At 56.8% G+C, this 16,081-nt stretch carries 12 protein-coding genes and 1 other RNA gene; 10 read left to right on the top strand and 3 right to left on the bottom strand.

The annotated features are described in order from the left end of the window. Window positions 1-136: 136 nt before the first annotated feature. The gene (locus ACTIKR_RS05485; protein ID WP_193088749.1) at window positions 137-613 is read right to left on the bottom strand and encodes an Lrp/AsnC family transcriptional regulator; all 477 of its coding nucleotides are present in this window, start codon (window positions 611-613) and stop codon (window positions 137-139) included. 100 nt (window positions 614-713) lie between these two features. On the opposite strand from ACTIKR_RS05485, the gene ACTIKR_RS05480 reads away from it, so the two are divergent. After that, window positions 714-1,682 carry an EamA family transporter gene (locus tag ACTIKR_RS05480; protein WP_442327302.1) on the top strand — a complete coding sequence of 323 codons (969 nt, stop codon included), beginning with the start codon at window positions 714-716 and terminating at the stop codon, window positions 1,680-1,682. 87 nt (window positions 1,683-1,769) lie between these two features. On the opposite strand, the gene ACTIKR_RS05475 is transcribed toward ACTIKR_RS05480, so the two are convergent. Then, window positions 1,770-2,090, bottom strand: coding sequence for a hypothetical protein (locus ACTIKR_RS05475; protein ID WP_193088751.1), 321 nt, complete (start codon window positions 2,088-2,090; stop codon window positions 1,770-1,772). Between the two features lie 522 nt (window positions 2,091-2,612). Between ACTIKR_RS05475 and ACTIKR_RS05470 the strand changes: the two genes are divergently transcribed. From ACTIKR_RS05470 to recR, 6 genes are all read left to right on the top strand, one after another. Further along, window positions 2,613-5,300, top strand: coding sequence for a PD-(D/E)XK nuclease family protein (locus tag ACTIKR_RS05470; protein ID WP_193088752.1), 2,688 nt, complete (start codon window positions 2,613-2,615; stop codon window positions 5,298-5,300). Further along, window positions 5,293-8,640: a UvrD-helicase domain-containing protein gene (locus ACTIKR_RS05465; RefSeq protein ID WP_442327301.1), complete on the top strand. Its 3,348-nt coding sequence runs from the start codon at window positions 5,293-5,295 to the stop codon at window positions 8,638-8,640. Before ACTIKR_RS05470 ends, ACTIKR_RS05465 begins: the two co-directional genes overlap by 8 nt. Before the next feature lie 40 nt (window positions 8,641-8,680). Beyond that, an RNA gene (gene ffs / locus ACTIKR_RS05460) (signal recognition particle sRNA small type) lies at window positions 8,681-8,778 on the top strand. Window positions 8,779-8,842: 64 nt separating this feature from the next. Then, complete coding sequence (gene dnaX / locus ACTIKR_RS05455; protein WP_442327300.1) at window positions 8,843-11,200, top strand: DNA polymerase III subunit gamma/tau; 2,358 nt, start codon at window positions 8,843-8,845, stop codon at window positions 11,198-11,200. Window positions 11,201-11,242: 42 nt separating this feature from the next. Continuing rightward, entirely contained in the window at window positions 11,243-11,569 is a 327-nt protein-coding gene (locus ACTIKR_RS05450) for a YbaB/EbfC family nucleoid-associated protein (RefSeq protein ID WP_193088755.1), read from the top strand. Then, on the top strand, window positions 11,569-12,180 hold the full coding sequence (gene recR / locus ACTIKR_RS05445; protein ID WP_193088756.1) for a recombination mediator RecR: 612 nt from the start codon (window positions 11,569-11,571) through the stop codon (window positions 12,178-12,180). The genes ACTIKR_RS05450 and recR overlap by 1 nt, the downstream gene beginning before the upstream one ends. 305 nt (window positions 12,181-12,485) lie before the next feature. Here the strand turns inward: recR and tal are convergent, their stop codons facing one another. Further along, window positions 12,486-13,445 carry a transaldolase gene (gene tal, locus ACTIKR_RS05440; RefSeq protein WP_193088757.1) on the bottom strand — a complete coding sequence of 320 codons (960 nt, stop codon included), beginning with the start codon at window positions 13,443-13,445 and terminating at the stop codon, window positions 12,486-12,488. A 412-nt stretch (window positions 13,446-13,857) separates the two neighbouring features. Between tal and ACTIKR_RS05435 the strand changes: the two genes are divergently transcribed. From ACTIKR_RS05435 to ACTIKR_RS05425, 3 genes are all read left to right on the top strand, one after another. Then, entirely contained in the window at window positions 13,858-14,724 is an 867-nt protein-coding gene (locus ACTIKR_RS05435) for a hypothetical protein (RefSeq protein ID WP_442327299.1), read from the top strand. A 107-nt stretch (window positions 14,725-14,831) separates the two neighbouring features. Continuing rightward, window positions 14,832-15,986, top strand: a complete 1,155-nt coding sequence (gene carA / locus ACTIKR_RS05430; RefSeq protein ID WP_370540215.1) for a glutamine-hydrolyzing carbamoyl-phosphate synthase small subunit — start codon at window positions 14,832-14,834, stop codon at window positions 15,984-15,986. A gap of 7 nt (window positions 15,987-15,993) precedes the next feature. Further along, on the top strand, window positions 15,994-16,081 hold an 88-nt coding region (locus ACTIKR_RS05425), incomplete at its 3' end, for a hypothetical protein (protein WP_442327312.1).

The raw sequence follows: 16,081 nt of genomic DNA, 5'->3' as shown, positions 1-16,081 counted from the left end.
GTCATCTTCGTGTGTATTTCATGTGAATTGATTGCGACAGGAGTATTTCAGTCACATTGCCGTCTGGCTGCACTGCAAGCGACAACGGGAAAATGCAATACGCGACCACAGACGCATATTGGCCAATACCTGACTGTCAGATGGCGCCACCCGTTTTTCGTGGCAAGCGACGCTCGACAGGTGATGACTGGATGATGGACGTATTGGTCATTGAATAAGGGATGAGCTGGTCAATCAGGTGCTCCAGCCCTTCGATGGATTCGACGTGCGCACGGGCAATAAAACAATCTTCGCCCGTGACGCGATCACATTCGGCAATTTCCGGGATGTCTTTCAGAATCTGCGCAACGCGTTGCAACTGGCCGGGGATGGGCCGAATACGCAGCCAGGCTGCGATGGGCAGGCCCAGGGCCCTGGGATTTATTTTCAGGGTGTAGCCTTCGATCAAGTCGGCATCTTCCAGCCTTTTTATTCGCTCCGAGACGCTTGGCGGCGATAGCCCCACAAGGCGGGCCAGTTCGGCCGTTGTCGTTCTTGCATCCTTTACCAGCGCCTCGATCAACATCAAATCCGTGCGATCCAGCTTTCCATTTTGATATTTAAGGCGTTTCATGTAATCGACCTTTTTTATAAAGCTATTTTCCCAGATATGGCTTTTGTTCTGTATTCATCTGGTCGCTCCAGTCTCGCATAATAAGGGCAAAGGAGCAACAATGAAATTATTGCATTTATCACATCTATCGTTGACTCAGGTCGCCCGCTTTGTGCCTCCGACCGTTTGGTTCGGTGTCAGTGCCATCTTTCATTATCTTGGGCCCTCATTTGCGGTCCTTCTGTTTCCGTCCATCGGGGTGCTGGGTGTTACCTGGTTCAGAATTGCTTCGGCGGCGCTGATTTTTGCACCGATCACACGGCCGTGGAAGACATTGCAGCGGGCTGATGGGAGAACGCGATTATTACTGGTCGGGCTGGGGATTTGTCTGGCTGTGATGAACACTTCCTTCTATCTGGCATTGGATCGCCTGCCGATGAGTCTTGTCGCTGCCATGGAATTTGCAGGCACGATCGTCGTTGCACTTTATGGCCTGCGATCGCGACGCAATCTTTTGGCACTGGTTCTGGCTGTTCTCGGCATCATCATACTGATTGACGTAAAGTGGTCCACCGATTTGCACGGACTTTGCTGGGCGGCATTGAATGCGACACTGTTCGTTATCTATATTACCCTGGGCCACAAGGCCGCAGAGGGTGGCGCCAGCAGTGGTGTTGAGTATCTTGGCGCCGCCATGGCCATTGCATTTATCATTGTGATGCCAATTGGCATTATTGAGGCCATGGCAGCGTTTGGCGTGCCCGAACTCGTGGTGGCTGGCATTGCAGTCGGATTCTGCTCTTCAGTTGTTCCATATGTTGCCGATCAGATGGCGATGTCGCGTCTGCCTCGTGCCACCTTTGCCCTGTATCTGGCCATCCTGCCGGCAACCGCGACCCTTATTGCTGCCATCATGCTTGCGCAGATACCAACGCCGCAGGATCTCGCTGGCATTGCACTTGTGATGATCGCCATTGCAATACACAAGCCACCACGATCTGTCGCAGACGCCGGTCGCATGGGTGACGAGATCGACAGCAACGGCTCGGCAATGCAGCCCCGTCAGGAAAAAGGCGACGCAGTAGGGTAGCGGATCACTGACGCCTGCGGCCCGCCTGCCGGAAAATCAATGAGGCGCGATCAGTTGGGGCGCGCGTTAAGGGACAGCCGGAGCCTGTCAGGCTGATTTGTTTGTCGTGCCGGGGCTGGCGTCGTCGCCCACATCATAAACACCGTCCGGGTCGGCAATCAGTTTCTGGAATTGTCCGCCCCGGGCCACCAGCATTTCAAAGTGGGTTTTTCCGTCGTGCAGCCTGGGCGTGAGCAGCACCACTTTGCCTTGTGTCTTTTCTTCGATATCGCGAACAATCTCAGTCAGGCCCTGCACGGTCCTGCATTTACGACGCTGATCATCGTCCTGGGTACCGGCGGCGAATGCGCCATAGCTCAATTGCGCCGCTAGCGAGGACAAAACCAGTTTGAGCAGTACATCTTTCATCTTATTCTCCTTCTGGCAATCCGCGTGAACGGGTAGACAATGAGTGCAAGCAGTGGCTGCCAACATTGAACGGCTGTCGCACCTGGCAACCGGTGGGAGTACAACGGCATAATAGGGGGCAACCGGGGCAAATAAAAAAACGCAGGGTCGTGGTGCGTTGTCGTCCGCGAGCGCCCAGTTTACCGGCTTGTTCCGCAACGAGCCAGCGAATATTTCAAGTTTGATACGGCTTTTTGTGCTGCAGAGCAGTACGAATAAGACAGTAGTAGCTAGATAGCAGTAGCAGGACAGCAGGAGTGGTCACGATTTATGGATGCCGGTTTTTTTGCGTGCCCGAGTTGCCCTGTTCATGCAGGATACCCGGGTATCGTGACGATGGTGTGACGGTATGGCCGGTGCCGTAACAACCGAAATGCTGCGTTGCGACTGCAGCAATGCCAATGAATGCCTGTCATAATACCGGTTTGCGATTAAGGCGGGTCGTTGTACGACACGCCGGATTGTTTTTTCGGATGCATTCTCATGGCATGTTCAATTGATGCGGTAACGCCTGAAACGGTGGCGTCGCTGGATCCGGATACGACGGTTGTTGTTACCGTCAATAACCGCCTGGTTTGGCGGGTACACGCGTTGTTGCTCGAGCAGGCAGGGCGCGACAGGGCCGTGCTGCAGCTGCCCGCCGCCTGTTCACTCACCCGGTGGCTGGACCAGCTGCATCAGGAACGGCTATTTTGCGCCGATCCTGCTGTACGCAGTCACCGGCTCAGTGATTTTGCTGCCCGTCTGTTGTGGGAAGAGGTCGTCGCCTCCCTGCAGGGCGAGACCCCGCTCATTGATGTGCAGCTGGCTGCCGCGCGCGCCATGGCGGCCAGTCATGACCGTGATGAGTGGCAGGTGCAGGTCCAGCCCCAGGAACAGACCGAGGAATACCTGCGTTTTATGCAGTGGCGCAATCAATACGAACAACGCTGCCGCGAACTGGACGCCCAGGATGACAATCACCTATATAACACGCTGATCGATTCGATCGCGGCGGGTCGGCTGTTGCGGCTGCCCGCCACCATGGTCCTGGCAGGCTTTAACGAATACTCGCCGCGATTGACACGGTTGTTGCAGGCGTGCGCAGATCGTGGTTGCCGGTTGGTATCGCTATCTCTGCCCAGGCACGAGCAGTCGCAACGCATATTGTCGGCGCAAAAAGATCGCAGCAGTGAATGGATCGCTGCCGCACACTGGGCTGCCAGCGAGCTGGCAGCCGATCCGCAGCGTCGCGTGGCCATTGTCTCGCCAGCCATGGAAGCAGATGCCGTGTTCGCAAGACGAATTCTGGATCGTGAACTGTCGCCCGATCCCTTTGCGCCGGCCTATCGTTACAACATGACGGTGGGGCGCGCACTCGGGGAGTGGCCCGTTGTGCTTGCCGCCTTTCGATGGCTGTCGCTGATTGCCGGTCTGTGCGATCAGGGTTCGGTGCGGCCGCAGCAGTTTGGCCAGGCGCTGCTGGCCGGATTTTGCAGTGCAAGCGCTGCCGAACAGTCGGCCATGGCGGTATTGGATGCGCGCCTGCGCGATTCACAAAACATTGCCTGGAATACCGATCAGGTATGCGCCCAAATGGATCGTCATGTCCCGGACTTTTCCTATGTCTTCCGGCAGGCAATGGCACACTGGCGGCAGGCCGCGTCCGGGGGACGCCAGAGCACCGAACACTGGACCCAGCTCATACGCGAGACGCTGGCATTGCTGGGTTTTCCCGGTAGTACGCTGTCAAGTACCAACTATCAGGTGTGCGCAGCGTTCGATGCGCTCTTGCATACTTTTTCATTGCTGAACCTGTATGCGGGGCGCCTGTCGGGCATGCCTGCCGTTGCGCTGCTGCAGCGCATGGCGCGGGAATCCATGTTCCAGCCACAACGCGACCAGGATGTCAGGCTGGATGTCCTGGGCTTTCTTGAAGCTGAACACGGCCAATGGGATGCGGTCTGGGTGCTTGGCCTGACAGATGACGTTATTCCAGCCAGTCCTGATCCGAATCCGTTTTTGCCTGTGGCAGCGCTGGCCAGGGCGGGTGCGCCGCGTGCCACGCCGGAGCGGGAGAAAGCCTGGGCAATCGAGATGCTGCAGGCATTGTGCGGGGTTGCACCCCGTGTCGTACTGAGCTACCCGGCCAGCGAGGCCGACAGAGCGCTGCGGCCGTCGCCGTTGCTCAGCTTTTTTGTCGGCGCGCAAGCCGGGCAAGGGCAGGGGGCCGACACCCCTGAATGCCTGTCCCGGGCCCGCTGCGCATCGTTGCCGTTGGAAACGTTGAACGACAATCGAGGTTTGCCCCTGACGCATATTCTGGAAGGCGGCTCGGACCTGTTGGAAACGCAGGCGCTCAATCCGCTTTGGGGGTACGTCCGGTATCGTCTGTTGGCCAAAGGGCTCAAACCCTATCCCGAGTCACTGAACGCGGCCATTCGCGGTATGTTTCTGCACAGCATGGCCCAAAAAGTATGGGAAATGCTTGGTTCTTCCGAACGCCTGGCACAACTTAGCCAGGTTCAGCAGGATGAACTGGTGGCGCAGGCCGTGACCATGGCGGCTGACCAGACGCTGGACGGGGTATCGCCAACACTGGCGGCAATGGAAAAGGAACGGGGTCACGCAGTCATGATGACACTGCTGGATCTGGAGCGGGAGCGCCCGGCATTTCATATTGTGGGTGTCGAACAGGCGGCTAGCTGGCAGCATGCCAGCGTAAAAGTCAATTTGCGTGTCGACCGGATTGATGAGACCGGGTATGGCGCCAAAGTGGTGATGGATTACAAATCCGGGCAGCGCACGCCCGACTTCCAGAAAGACTGGTTGCGACCACAACCAGTCAACCTGCAACTGCCCTTGTACGCTACGGTATTGCGCCAGCCTGATGAAGCGGGGCAGCGCGGGCAGATAGAAGCCTTGCTGTTTGCAAAATTGAATGCAAAGAAAACTGAGTTGAGCGGTTTGGGCGAGAATGGCACCGATATTGCCGGGGCGACGTCCCTGGCCAAACTGGCGCCAGAGCAAAGCTGGGAGGTGTTGCTAGATGGCTGGGAACGTAGTCTGCAACAATTGGCCCGCGACATGTCGGATGGGGTGGCCGATAACCGCAGCTGGGCTGTGAATGACCTGATCTATTGTGATGTGCTGCCGTTTCTGCGCCTGGCACAGGAGAGTGAAGATGATTGAACGTCGGCCCAGTGATTTTGAAGCGCGGGCACAGGCGCTGCACACGGACAAATCGTTCATTATTCAGGCGCCGGCCGGTTCTGGTAAAACCGAGCTGCTTACTGACCGTATTCTGGCACTGCTCGGAGGCGTGATCAAACCTGAAGAGATTCTGGCCATCACCTTTACGCGTAAGGCGGCTGCTGAAATGCATGCCCGGGTGCTGCGCAAGCTACGTGCCGGCCTGTCCGAGCAGGAGCCGGCAAGCGCCCATGAAAAAAACAGCTGGCGTCTGGCTCGTGCGGCGCTGGCGCGCAATGAGCAACAAGGCTGGGATCTGCTTAATCACCCGGCACGGCTGAAGGTTCGTACGATTGACGCCTTTTGCGCGCAATTGGTCCGTTCCATGCCATGGATGTCCGCCATGGGCGGAATGCCGGGCATTGCCGATAATCCCGAGCAGCTTTATTTGCAGGCGGCCAGACGATTGCTGGAACATGTAGACCACAACGAAAGCGTGCAGGACGTGTTGCTGCATATGGATATTGATCTGGGATCGGTGGAGCGACTGATCGTGGACATGCTTGCGCGACGCGACCAGTGGCTGCAGGAAACGGTCGACACCCACACAGCTATGACACAGTTGCGGGTGGCGCTCAGAAACGTCATGGAGCAGAAGCTGGACGCCCTGGCAGGGGCGATGCCGTTTTCTTACGCCAGCGAGTTAGCGCCCATCGCGCGCCTGGCTGCCGCCAGCCAGGCCGAGACAGCGGTCTGCGTGCTGGGCGCGCTCATGGACTGGGACGGTGTGCCGCTGGCCAGTTCCGTCGAGGCTTTGCCGCAATGGCATGCCTTGTCGCGCCTGCTGCTCACAGGCAGCGGCGGCTTGCGCAAACGCCTCACCGTCAAGGAAGGTTTTCCGGCCAAAAGTGCACACAAGCAGGCCATGCAGGACTGGCTCGATGCCTGGCAGAGCGATAGCGAACACTGGGCCGGCCTGCTTGCCGAAATCAGTGATTTGCCCCTGGAGGTGCTGAGCGAGCGTCAGGAGAAAATCATCCGGTCCTTGCTGGAAACGCTGAAACTGGCTGCGGCGGAGCTGACACTGGTTTTTCGTGAAGAAAAACAGGTTGATTTTATTGAAATCGCCCAAAGAGCGGCGCTGGCGCTGGGTTATACCGATGACCCCACTGATATGCTGTTAAAGCTGGATGCGCGCATTTCGCACATTCTGATCGACGAGTTTCAGGACACCAGCCAGATCCAGATTCAACTGATCGAAAAGCTTACACTGGGCTGGAGCCCGGGCGATGGCCGCACGCTGTTCCTGGTGGGCGACCCGATGCAGTCCATTTATCGCTTTCGCAAAGCCGATGTCGGTCTGTTCCTGAGCGTTGCCAATGAGGGAATCAACGGGCTTGAGCTGGAAAAACTGGTCCTGACCGAGAATTTCCGTTCTCAGGCAGGCGTGGTTAACTGGGTAAACCAGTCCTTTAGCCGCGTGTTTCCTAAAGATGATGACCTGACGCTGGGTGCGATCAGGTATACGGACTCGGTGGCATTCAATCCGGCAGCAGAGGGCCCGGCCGTGCGCCTTCATCCGGTTTACCAGGCGGAAGGCAAGGATGTGCAAGTGGTTCAGGCGCAAGCCGAGCAACTGACGCTGGAGCTGGTGCGCACAGCGCTGGCGGCCAACCCGGACAGCGACCATCCGGTTGCCATCCTGGTCAAGGCTCGAACGCATTTGGGCGCGCTGATGCTGCTCATGCAGCGTAACGGGATCCCTGTGCGGGCGGTCGAGCTCAACCCGATTCGGGCAGAGCAATCGGTAACCGATCTGGTCCAACTGATTCGCGCGCTTGCGCACCCGGCCGATCGCGTGGCCTGGCTGTCTGTTTTGCGCTCACCGGTGTGTGGTTTGACGCTGAAGGCGCTAACGCATCTGTTTGGCGACAGTCGCGACACCATTGTTTTTCGTTTGCAAACGGTGCTGGCCCGCGAAGCTGAATTTGCGCCGCTACTTGGCGATGAATGGCCGCGTTTGCAGCGTTGTGCGCAGATCCTGCTTGATCGCAGTCATGTGACTGCCGATATTGCATTTTCCTCGCATGTAGAGTCGGTCTGGCGTGCGCTTGGCGGCTACGGCGTGTATGCAAGCGATACGGCATTTGCCGATTTCCAGGCCGTGTTCGATCTGGTCGACAGGCTGGCGCCCTACGGGGACCTGAATCCTGCCGACCTGGAGGATGCGCTGGCGCGCCTGTATTCGGCAACGAGCGCGCAGCAGCGGGCGGTTGAAATCATGACCATGCATAAGTCCAAGGGGCTGGAGTTCGAAGAGGTTATTTTGTATGGGTTGCATCGTCGGCCCCGTTCCGACACGGCGCCATTGCTTCGCTTTGAGCGCAACCGAAATCGCCTGCTAATGGGTCCCATCAAGCCCAAGGCAGCGGAGGAAACAGACAAACTGTCAGCGATGCTGGGCGCGATGGAAAAGCGACGCAGCGACTATGAGCTCGATCGCTTGCTCTACGTGGCCGCTACTCGTGCGCGCCAACGCCTGCATCTGGTTTCACAGGTCCAGTGCAAGCAGGGCCAGATTGTTGATCCGCCGCGCGGTTCCTTGTTGTCGCGGCTTTTTTCACTTTTTGAGTTTACGCCCCCCGAGCCCCAGGCGCAGCAAGAGGCGGCAACCGCCGATGCTGCAACACCTGGGGTCCAGGGACCGGTTCTGAGCCGGATTGCCACTCAGGCCCTTGTGCAGTTGCCCGTCGTTTCCGATAGAAGGGCCATAATGGGTTCCGCTGGTTCAGGCTGGCAGTTTGACGATAAATACGAGGCCAGCATTGGGACGGTGGCGCATGCATGGCTGGCTCGCATCGGCCAGGACCGCATGCGAGGCTGGGATGAGGCAAGGCTGCAGGCGGCGCAGGACGTTATCGTGCGCCAGCTGGAAAATGAAGGGTTGCGCCAGTCGCAGGCGCGCAGTGGCGCGCAACGCGTTTACGCGTTGCTTAGTCGCTGCGTGGCATCGGAAAAAGGCCGCTGGCTGCTCTCGCATGATCAGGCTCGGCAGGAGTTGCCCTTGACCGGCGTGGATGGAAAACAGCTGATTGTCGACGTGGCGGTCTCCACCGAAACGGGATGGCTGGTCGTGGATTTCAAGACGGGTGTGCGGCGGGAGCACGAGCCGCAGGACGTTTTTGAGACGCGTATGAGAGACACGTATCGACTCCAGTTGCAAGGGTATTGCGAGCGCCTGTCGCAGATGGACGGGCGCGCCGCCACAGCTGTCATTTTTGCGCTGGATACCGGAGACTGGATTGAATTTGATCCGGCGCTCTTGACGCAGGCAAGGTAAATTTCCCACAAGCGGCGCGAAACTTGCTAAAATGCAAAGCGGTGGGTCCCTTCGCATGGGCCGGCGGTGAAACTGGTCAGGTCGGGAACGAAGCAGCCATAGTCGTTCAGGTTCAGTGCCGAAGTAAGGCTCACCCCCGCATTCTTGAACCAACGTCACCCCTTGTGGTGACGTTGGTTTTTTCTGGGCTACAATATTCGGTATGAGTTATCTTGTCCTTGCCCGTAAGTGGCGTCCTCGCTCCTTCGAAACGCTTGTCGGCCAGGACCATGTGGTCCGGGCGCTGACCAACGCACTCAATACTCAGCGTCTTCATCACGCCTGGCTGTTTACAGGTACCAGAGGGGTCGGCAAGACAACGCTCTCACGCATCCTGGCAAAATCACTCAATTGCGAAACCGGTATCACGTCCAAACCCTGCGGCGTATGTCGTGCCTGCGTTGAGATTGACGAAGGGCGCTTTGTCGATTATCTGGAGTTTGACGCAGCATCCAATCGCCGGGTCGAAGAAATGACGCAGCTGCTGGAGCAGGCTGTCTACGCGCCAAGTTCTGGGCGCTATAAAATTTATATGATCGACGAGGTGCACATGCTTTCCGGGCATGCGTTCAACGCCATGCTCAAAACGCTGGAAGAGCCGCCGCCGCATATCAAATTTATTCTTGCGACCACCGACCCGCAGAAAATGCCGGTTACTGTGCTGTCTCGCTGTCTTCAGTTTAACCTGAAGCAAATGCCGCCAGATGCCATAGTCTCGCACCTGAATCACGTGTTGACAGAAGAGGAAGTGGCATTTGAAGTGCCTGGCTTGCGTCAAATCGCCCAGGCCGCAGGCGGTTCCATGCGCGATGCGCTGTCGCTGACCGATCAGGCCATTGCATTTAGTGGTTCCAATATCACCGGCGATGCCGTGCGCGATATGCTTGGCACCATTGATCAGCGCTTTCTGGTCCGTCTGCTTGATTCCCTGAACCAGGGGTCGGCGCAGGGCGTACTCGACATTGCAAATGAATTATATGAACGCGGCTACTCGTTTGGTGGCGCGCTGGCCGATCTGGCTGTTCTGCTGTCGCAGATCGCAATAGAGCAGCGCCTGCCGGGCACAGCCCTTACAGAAGCGTTGTTGCAGGATGATATCGTGCGACTGGCGCGTACCTGCCACCCCGATACGCTGCAGCTGTTTTATAGCATTGCGATTCATGGGCGAAATGAACTGGCACTGTCGCCGGATGAATATGCCGGTTTTGTGATGACCTGCCTGCGCATGTTGTCTCTGGTGACATCCGAGCCGGCTCACAGCACGGCAAGCGAATGGCAGGCCGGGAATGGTCATGCGTCAGGCGGGCAAAAAACGGCTGCAGTCGTGACCGCTGCAGGGCCTGCGCCGGCGCATCACGAAGCCGTGGCTGTGTCGCCTGCGCCTGCTGCTGCGGAGCAGGGCGCACAGCAGGCGCCAGCGACAATGGGTCAGCCAGTGACTGCAAGCGCAACAGACTTGCAAAAAAAAAATCTGAATAACATGCCGATTGCGGCGGCTGCGCAGCCGCCTGAGGCCGAGTCCCAGCCGTCAGCTGCGTTGCCTGCGCAAGCGCAGCCGGCAAACCTAGCTCCCATAGCGCCAGTTGCGCCGGAAACAGCAGAGCAGGTCGTTGCCTCCGATATAAGCACACGCACAACCATCAGCAGCGACGGTGCATTACCGGTCGTTCTGGCGCCGCAGCGCGAGCCGATTGTGGTTCCACCGGTCCAGGCTGCAGAGCAGCGGGTCCAGGAGCGGCCCGCCTGGGAAGAGGATACCGCGACCGGCGCCGTGGGTACCGCATCTGCGCCCGTGGCGGATATGCCTGATTCGGCCGTTGCAGCGGTTGCGCCAGCACCCAACGGGACTGCGGCACAACCTTTTGTCAACGGCAATGGTGCTGATCACGCGCTTCCTGCAAGCGACGCAGGGCAGACTCGTGTCTCAAATTCGCCCGACGCACAGCAGATCACTGAAGAATCCGGGCCACCTGTATGGGAAGATATTCCTCCGGACTGGGATGCTGCTGGTCTGGCTGGCCAGACCGATGATGACGGCGATATTGTACCTGCCGATAATGTGGTGGTTGAGAAAGACCAGACCTGGGTTCCCAGTCATCAGGATCCGCAAGCCCGTCGGCCGCTTTCGGCCATGAATGCCCGCGAATGGGTGCAGCTGGTCGCTGAATTGCCGCTTGCCGGCTATGCTGCCGAAATGGCTCGTCGCTGTGAATGGGTGGCCCACAAACAGAATAAAATCACACTCAGAATTCCGGTCAAGGGGCAGAATGATTTGAACGCCAAGATCAAGCTCGAAACGGCGCTGACCGAATACTTCCACGAAGTAATCCGGGTCGATATGGTTTTTGGCCGTACTGGCGACGATACCCTTCATGCCGTGGAGCAGGCCGAACGTGAGGCATTGCAAAAACGGGTGGAAAAAGCTGTGCAGGAAGATGAATTTATTAATACACTGATTGCGGATCTGGGTGCGCGCGTCGTACCCGGTAGCATAGAGCCGTTCAGGCAAAAAAGCGTATGATGTCAACCGCAAATTATTGCGATTTATAGGAACTTATTCATTATGATGAAGAATCAACTGGCCGGTCTGATGAAGCAGGCCCAGCAAATGCAGGAAAACATGAAAAAGGCGCAGGATGCCCTGGCCGATGTTCTGGTCGACGGTGAGTCGGGCGGCGGTATGGTTAAAATCACCATGTCTTGCCGTCATGATGTCAAACGCGTCACCATTGATCCTGCGCTGCTTGGCGACGACAAGGACATGCTTGAAGATCTGGTTGCTGCAGCATTCAATGACGCCTTGCGCAAGGCTGAGGCAACAACACAGGAAAAAATGTCCGGCGTGACCGCTGGCATGCCCATGCCTCCAGGAATGAAATTTCCCTTCTGATGCGCGACATACTGCCTGAACCCGAGCCGCTGAGTGCACTGATCGAGGCGCTGCGTCGCCTTCCCGGCGTCGGTCAGCGCTCGGCGCGACGCATGGCCTATCATTTGTTGCAATACGATATAGCGGGCGCCGATCAGCTATCGCGCGCACTCAGCACCGCCGTAACCGACATCCGGCACTGTGCTCGCTGCAACTCATTTTCCCAGAATGACATCTGTGAAACCTGTCTGAATCCGAAGCGTAATGCCGCCCAGTTGTGCATTGTAGAGACGCCGGCCGATCAAAATATGATAGAAGCCAGCCATGGATATCAGGGTCTGTATTATGTGCTTATGGGTAGAATCGCGCCTCTTGAAGGCGTCGGGCCAGCCCAGCTGAATTTCGAAAGACTGCTCAAGCGTGCAATGGATGGCGCGGTTACGGAAGTGATCCTGGCGACCAATTTCACGGCAGAAGGGGAGACCACCGCGCATTATCTGACCGAAATTCTGCGTGAAAAAGGCCTGCAGGTCTCACGCATTGCGCGCGGCATACCCACTGGCAGTGAATTGGAATATGTTGATGCCGGCACCATCGCCTGGGCATTTATGGAGCGCCGCGGCGCGCAATAACCGGTACGGTGCCGTCCGGCGCCTGACAGCGGATGCTTGCAGTATATGGCATCTCTCGCTACATAGTGTTTAGTGCTGCGCGGCGCCTCCTACCACAAAGCATCTCGTACCGCGTCGTGTCTGGTATTACAACGTATCTCTAACCGCGTAGCGTCTCGCACGACACATCGCTCGGCACGCCAATAACGGCCCCGATAAATCGGGGCCGTTATTGTACGGCGGTTTAGAGTACGGTGCTTTATAGCATGGAGCGTTTCAGCAGGTCGCGTTTACCGCCTTTGCCATAAAAGGCGCCGCGCTGCTGCCTATCCTTTTTTACGAGACGCGTCGATCAATGTATCCAGACCGATTGCATCTGCCACAAAGGTGCGTATGCCTTCACTGAGCTTTTCGGTGGCCATCGCATCTTCATTGAGCAGGAAGCGGAAGTTTTTTTCTTCCGGCGCAATGGAGTCGATGTTGGCCCTGGCTGCCATTGATTCATGCAGGTGTGCCGTGACGCTGCCGTCGGTTGTGGCCAGTTCGCCCAGCAGTTCCGGACTGATGGTCAGCAGGTCGCAGCCGGCCAGCGCCAGTACCTGCCCGACATTGCGAAAGCTCGCACCCATGATCTCGGTTTTGATGCCATGGCGACGATAGTACTGATATATCCGGGTGACCGATTGCACGCCCGGATCGTTTATTCCACTGTTATCCGCTTCTACCCAGTTGCTGGCTGCTGCCTTTTTATGCCAATCGTAAATACGCCCGACAAAGGGTGAAATCAGCGTCACCCCGGCGTCGGCGCAGACGACCGCCTGGATCAGGGAGAACAGCAGGGTCATATTGCATGCGATCCCTTCCTTTTGCAGGATGCGCGCAGCGGCAATGCCTTCCCAGGTCGATGCGATCTTGATCAGCACACGCTTGTGATCCACACCGGCTTGATCGTACAGCTCAATAATGCGGCGCGCACGGGCCACCGTGCCTTCCGTGTCGAATGACAGGCGCGCATCCACTTCCGTGGACACCCGCCCCGGCACGATTTCAAGAATCCGTCTGCCGAATTCAACCAGAATATGATCCAGTGTATCTGCGGGCGTTGCCTCGGGGTACCTGGCAAGCGTGTTCTGCAGAATCGGACGGTAGGCGTCCTTAGACAGGGCTTTGAGGATCAGTGAAGGATTGGTGGTTGCATCGGTGGGCTTGAGCTCACGCATGCTTTCGAAGTCACCCGTATCGGCAACCACAGTTGTGAATTTTCTGAGTTGGTCAAGTTGATTCATATGGGAGGTTTCCTGCACGGCCAGTGGTAACATATTTGCCGTTTCCTGCAAACCATTGCTCCTTTCCGGCTCGATGAAAAATTGTAAATTAACGGTTGATTATTTCAAAATCTTACGGATACGTGTATATTACCCGCAATATACAGGCAAGATTCGAATACCGGTCGCCTGACACATATTGTCATCTGGTTTGGCCTGAAAAAACCGGCGGTGGGTGCCCTGCGCTGGCGGTGTCCATAGCTCCGCACCGCAAGCGACGCGGATACAAACGCGCTTGAAAATATTGTAAATGTGATTATTGCGACGGCTTGGGTCGTCCAGTTTTTTTATTCCATTCAAAACTGTACAGGAAAGGGTTAAGGGCAGAATGCTTGTCAAGTGGTGCAGGGCAATATTGCTGACGGGGCTCGCTGTGATGTCAGGTACGTATCTACCAGTCGCATCCAGCCAGATAATCTCGTTCGCAAATCCCTTCGTCGGGGTCGGATCCGCACAACAGGAAATTTCCCTGAATCCCTGTCTGCCTGAAACTGAAGTCCGCAATCAATTTGGCGCCAGTGCGGTCCTGCAATTGCAGCAGGCGGTAAAGCAGTGGCCGGCCCAATTGTGCAAGGATTCAACCGTTGCCCGTAATCTGGTTGATTGGTTTTACAACAGTTCGGCGCTGCTTGCCAAAACCGACAGGCCGTTGGTCATGGCGGACATTATCCACCACCGCACCCGGACGCTGCTTGCCTGCCGCGACCTCAGATGTCTGCGCGATAAACTGCCCTCCATGGTCGATTGGGCTAAAACCAACCTTGACCGCACGCCTGTCTACGGAATAGATGATCAGCCCATCAATGTCGAAGGCGCCTTGCTGTCCCTGCCCAGGCTGTCTCTGCGCGGCCTGGATCTGCCGTTGCCTGGTCAGCAAAAATTCTGTGGCGGTGGCGGTATTGATGATCTTCTTTTTTTCAGCACCAATCTGAAAGTATCGGGCAAGGCCTACGTGCTGGTCAAATGCAAGGCGGACAGCGGAGAGCGCAAAAGCTGGATCCTGGAGAACGACGGCGGCAAGGACTGGCGTGCCGTGGTGGATCTGCGCGCCAGTTCCATGCAGATCGGCAACTTGCGTCGTAATAATCATCCCATCATTTTCAGTTATCTGGAAGAAAATCGCGGTACGCGAGTACGGATCCTGAGCTATCAGGACAACAGCTACCGGGAAATGTTGCGCTTTCTGGTTGTAGAAGATCGCAGCAAGCTTGCGCATGCGTTCGAGGTAGAGAGCCAGTAGTTCGTTCGGTTTTCTTGCGAAATTACCCTTAAGTTTTTTCTATCGTCAAGCCTTACTCTGTATAATAGAAAGGTTTACTTATCGATACCAAATTTTCGGGGTTCTGCGTGCTCACGTCTTCCATATTCGAGGATAATCCTCAATTTCCCACCGCAATTCTGGCTCTGGCAGATGGCACGATTTTCAAGGGAATATCCATCGGGGCAAACGGCCATAGTGTGGCCGAACTGGTGTTTAATACGGCCATGACCGGATACCAGGAAATCCTTACCGATCCCAGCTATACCAACCAGCTTGTCCTGCTGACCTATCCGCATATCGGCAATACGGGTATCAACCCTGAAGATGTCGAGTCTTCAAAGGTCCATGCCGCCGGTCTGGTTGTCCGGGACTGCCCGCGACGTCTTTCCAATTTCCGTGCTACCCAGTCACTGCCCGACTATCTTAAAGAGCAGGGTGTCGTTGCCATCTCCGGCATTGATACCCGCAAACTTACCCGTCGCTTGCGCGAGGGCGGCGCCCAGGGCGCCTGCATTCTTGTCGGCGACGATGAGCAGAAGGCCATCGCCCTGGCAGCCGCCTATGCCGGCATGGCCGGGCAGGACCTGGCCAAGGTGGTCAGTCGCAGCGCACGCGAAGAATGGCGCGAAGGCACCTGGCAGCGCACCATGGGTTATACCCAGCCGCAGCAGGATCGCTTTCATGTTGTCGCTTACGACTTCGGCGTCAAATCCAATATTCTGCGTATCCTGGCTGATCTGGGCTGTCGGCTGACGGTTGTGCCTGCCCAAACGGCGGCCGCCGATGTGCTGGCCCTGAACCCCGATGGCGTTTTTCTGGCCAACGGTCCCGGCGATCCGGAACCCTGCGATTACGCCATCGAAACGGCACGCGTGGTCATGGAAAAAAGAATTCCGCTTTTTGGCATCTGCCTGGGGCATCAGATCATGGGCCTGGCGCTCAATGCGCGCACCGTCAAAATGAAAAACGGCCACCATGGCGCCAACCATCCGGTCAAGGATGTGCAAAGCGGAAGGGTATACATTACCAGCCAGAATCATGGCTTTGCCGTAGACGCAGACACATTGCCGGACAATGCCCGTGTTACCCACGTGTCCCTGTTTGACGGTTCACTGCAGGGTTTTGAACTGACTGATCGTCCTGCCTTCTGCTTCCAGGGACACCCCGAAGCCAGCCCTGGCCCGCACGATATCATCGTGCTGTTTGAAAAATTCATCCGCTCCATGAGCGAAAAAAACTAGAGATATCATGCCCAAGCGTACCGACATAAAAAGCATATTGATTATCGGCGCTGGTCCGATCATTATTGGTCAGGCCTGCGAATTTGATTATTCGG

It is taken from the genome of Advenella sp. (genome assembly GCF_052108595.1).
In the GTDB taxonomy this organism is placed as follows: domain Bacteria; phylum Pseudomonadota; class Gammaproteobacteria; order Burkholderiales; family Burkholderiaceae_B; genus Advenella.
The sequence above is the reverse complement of the archived record's forward strand: the minus strand, read 5'-3'. Positions and strand labels throughout refer to the sequence as shown.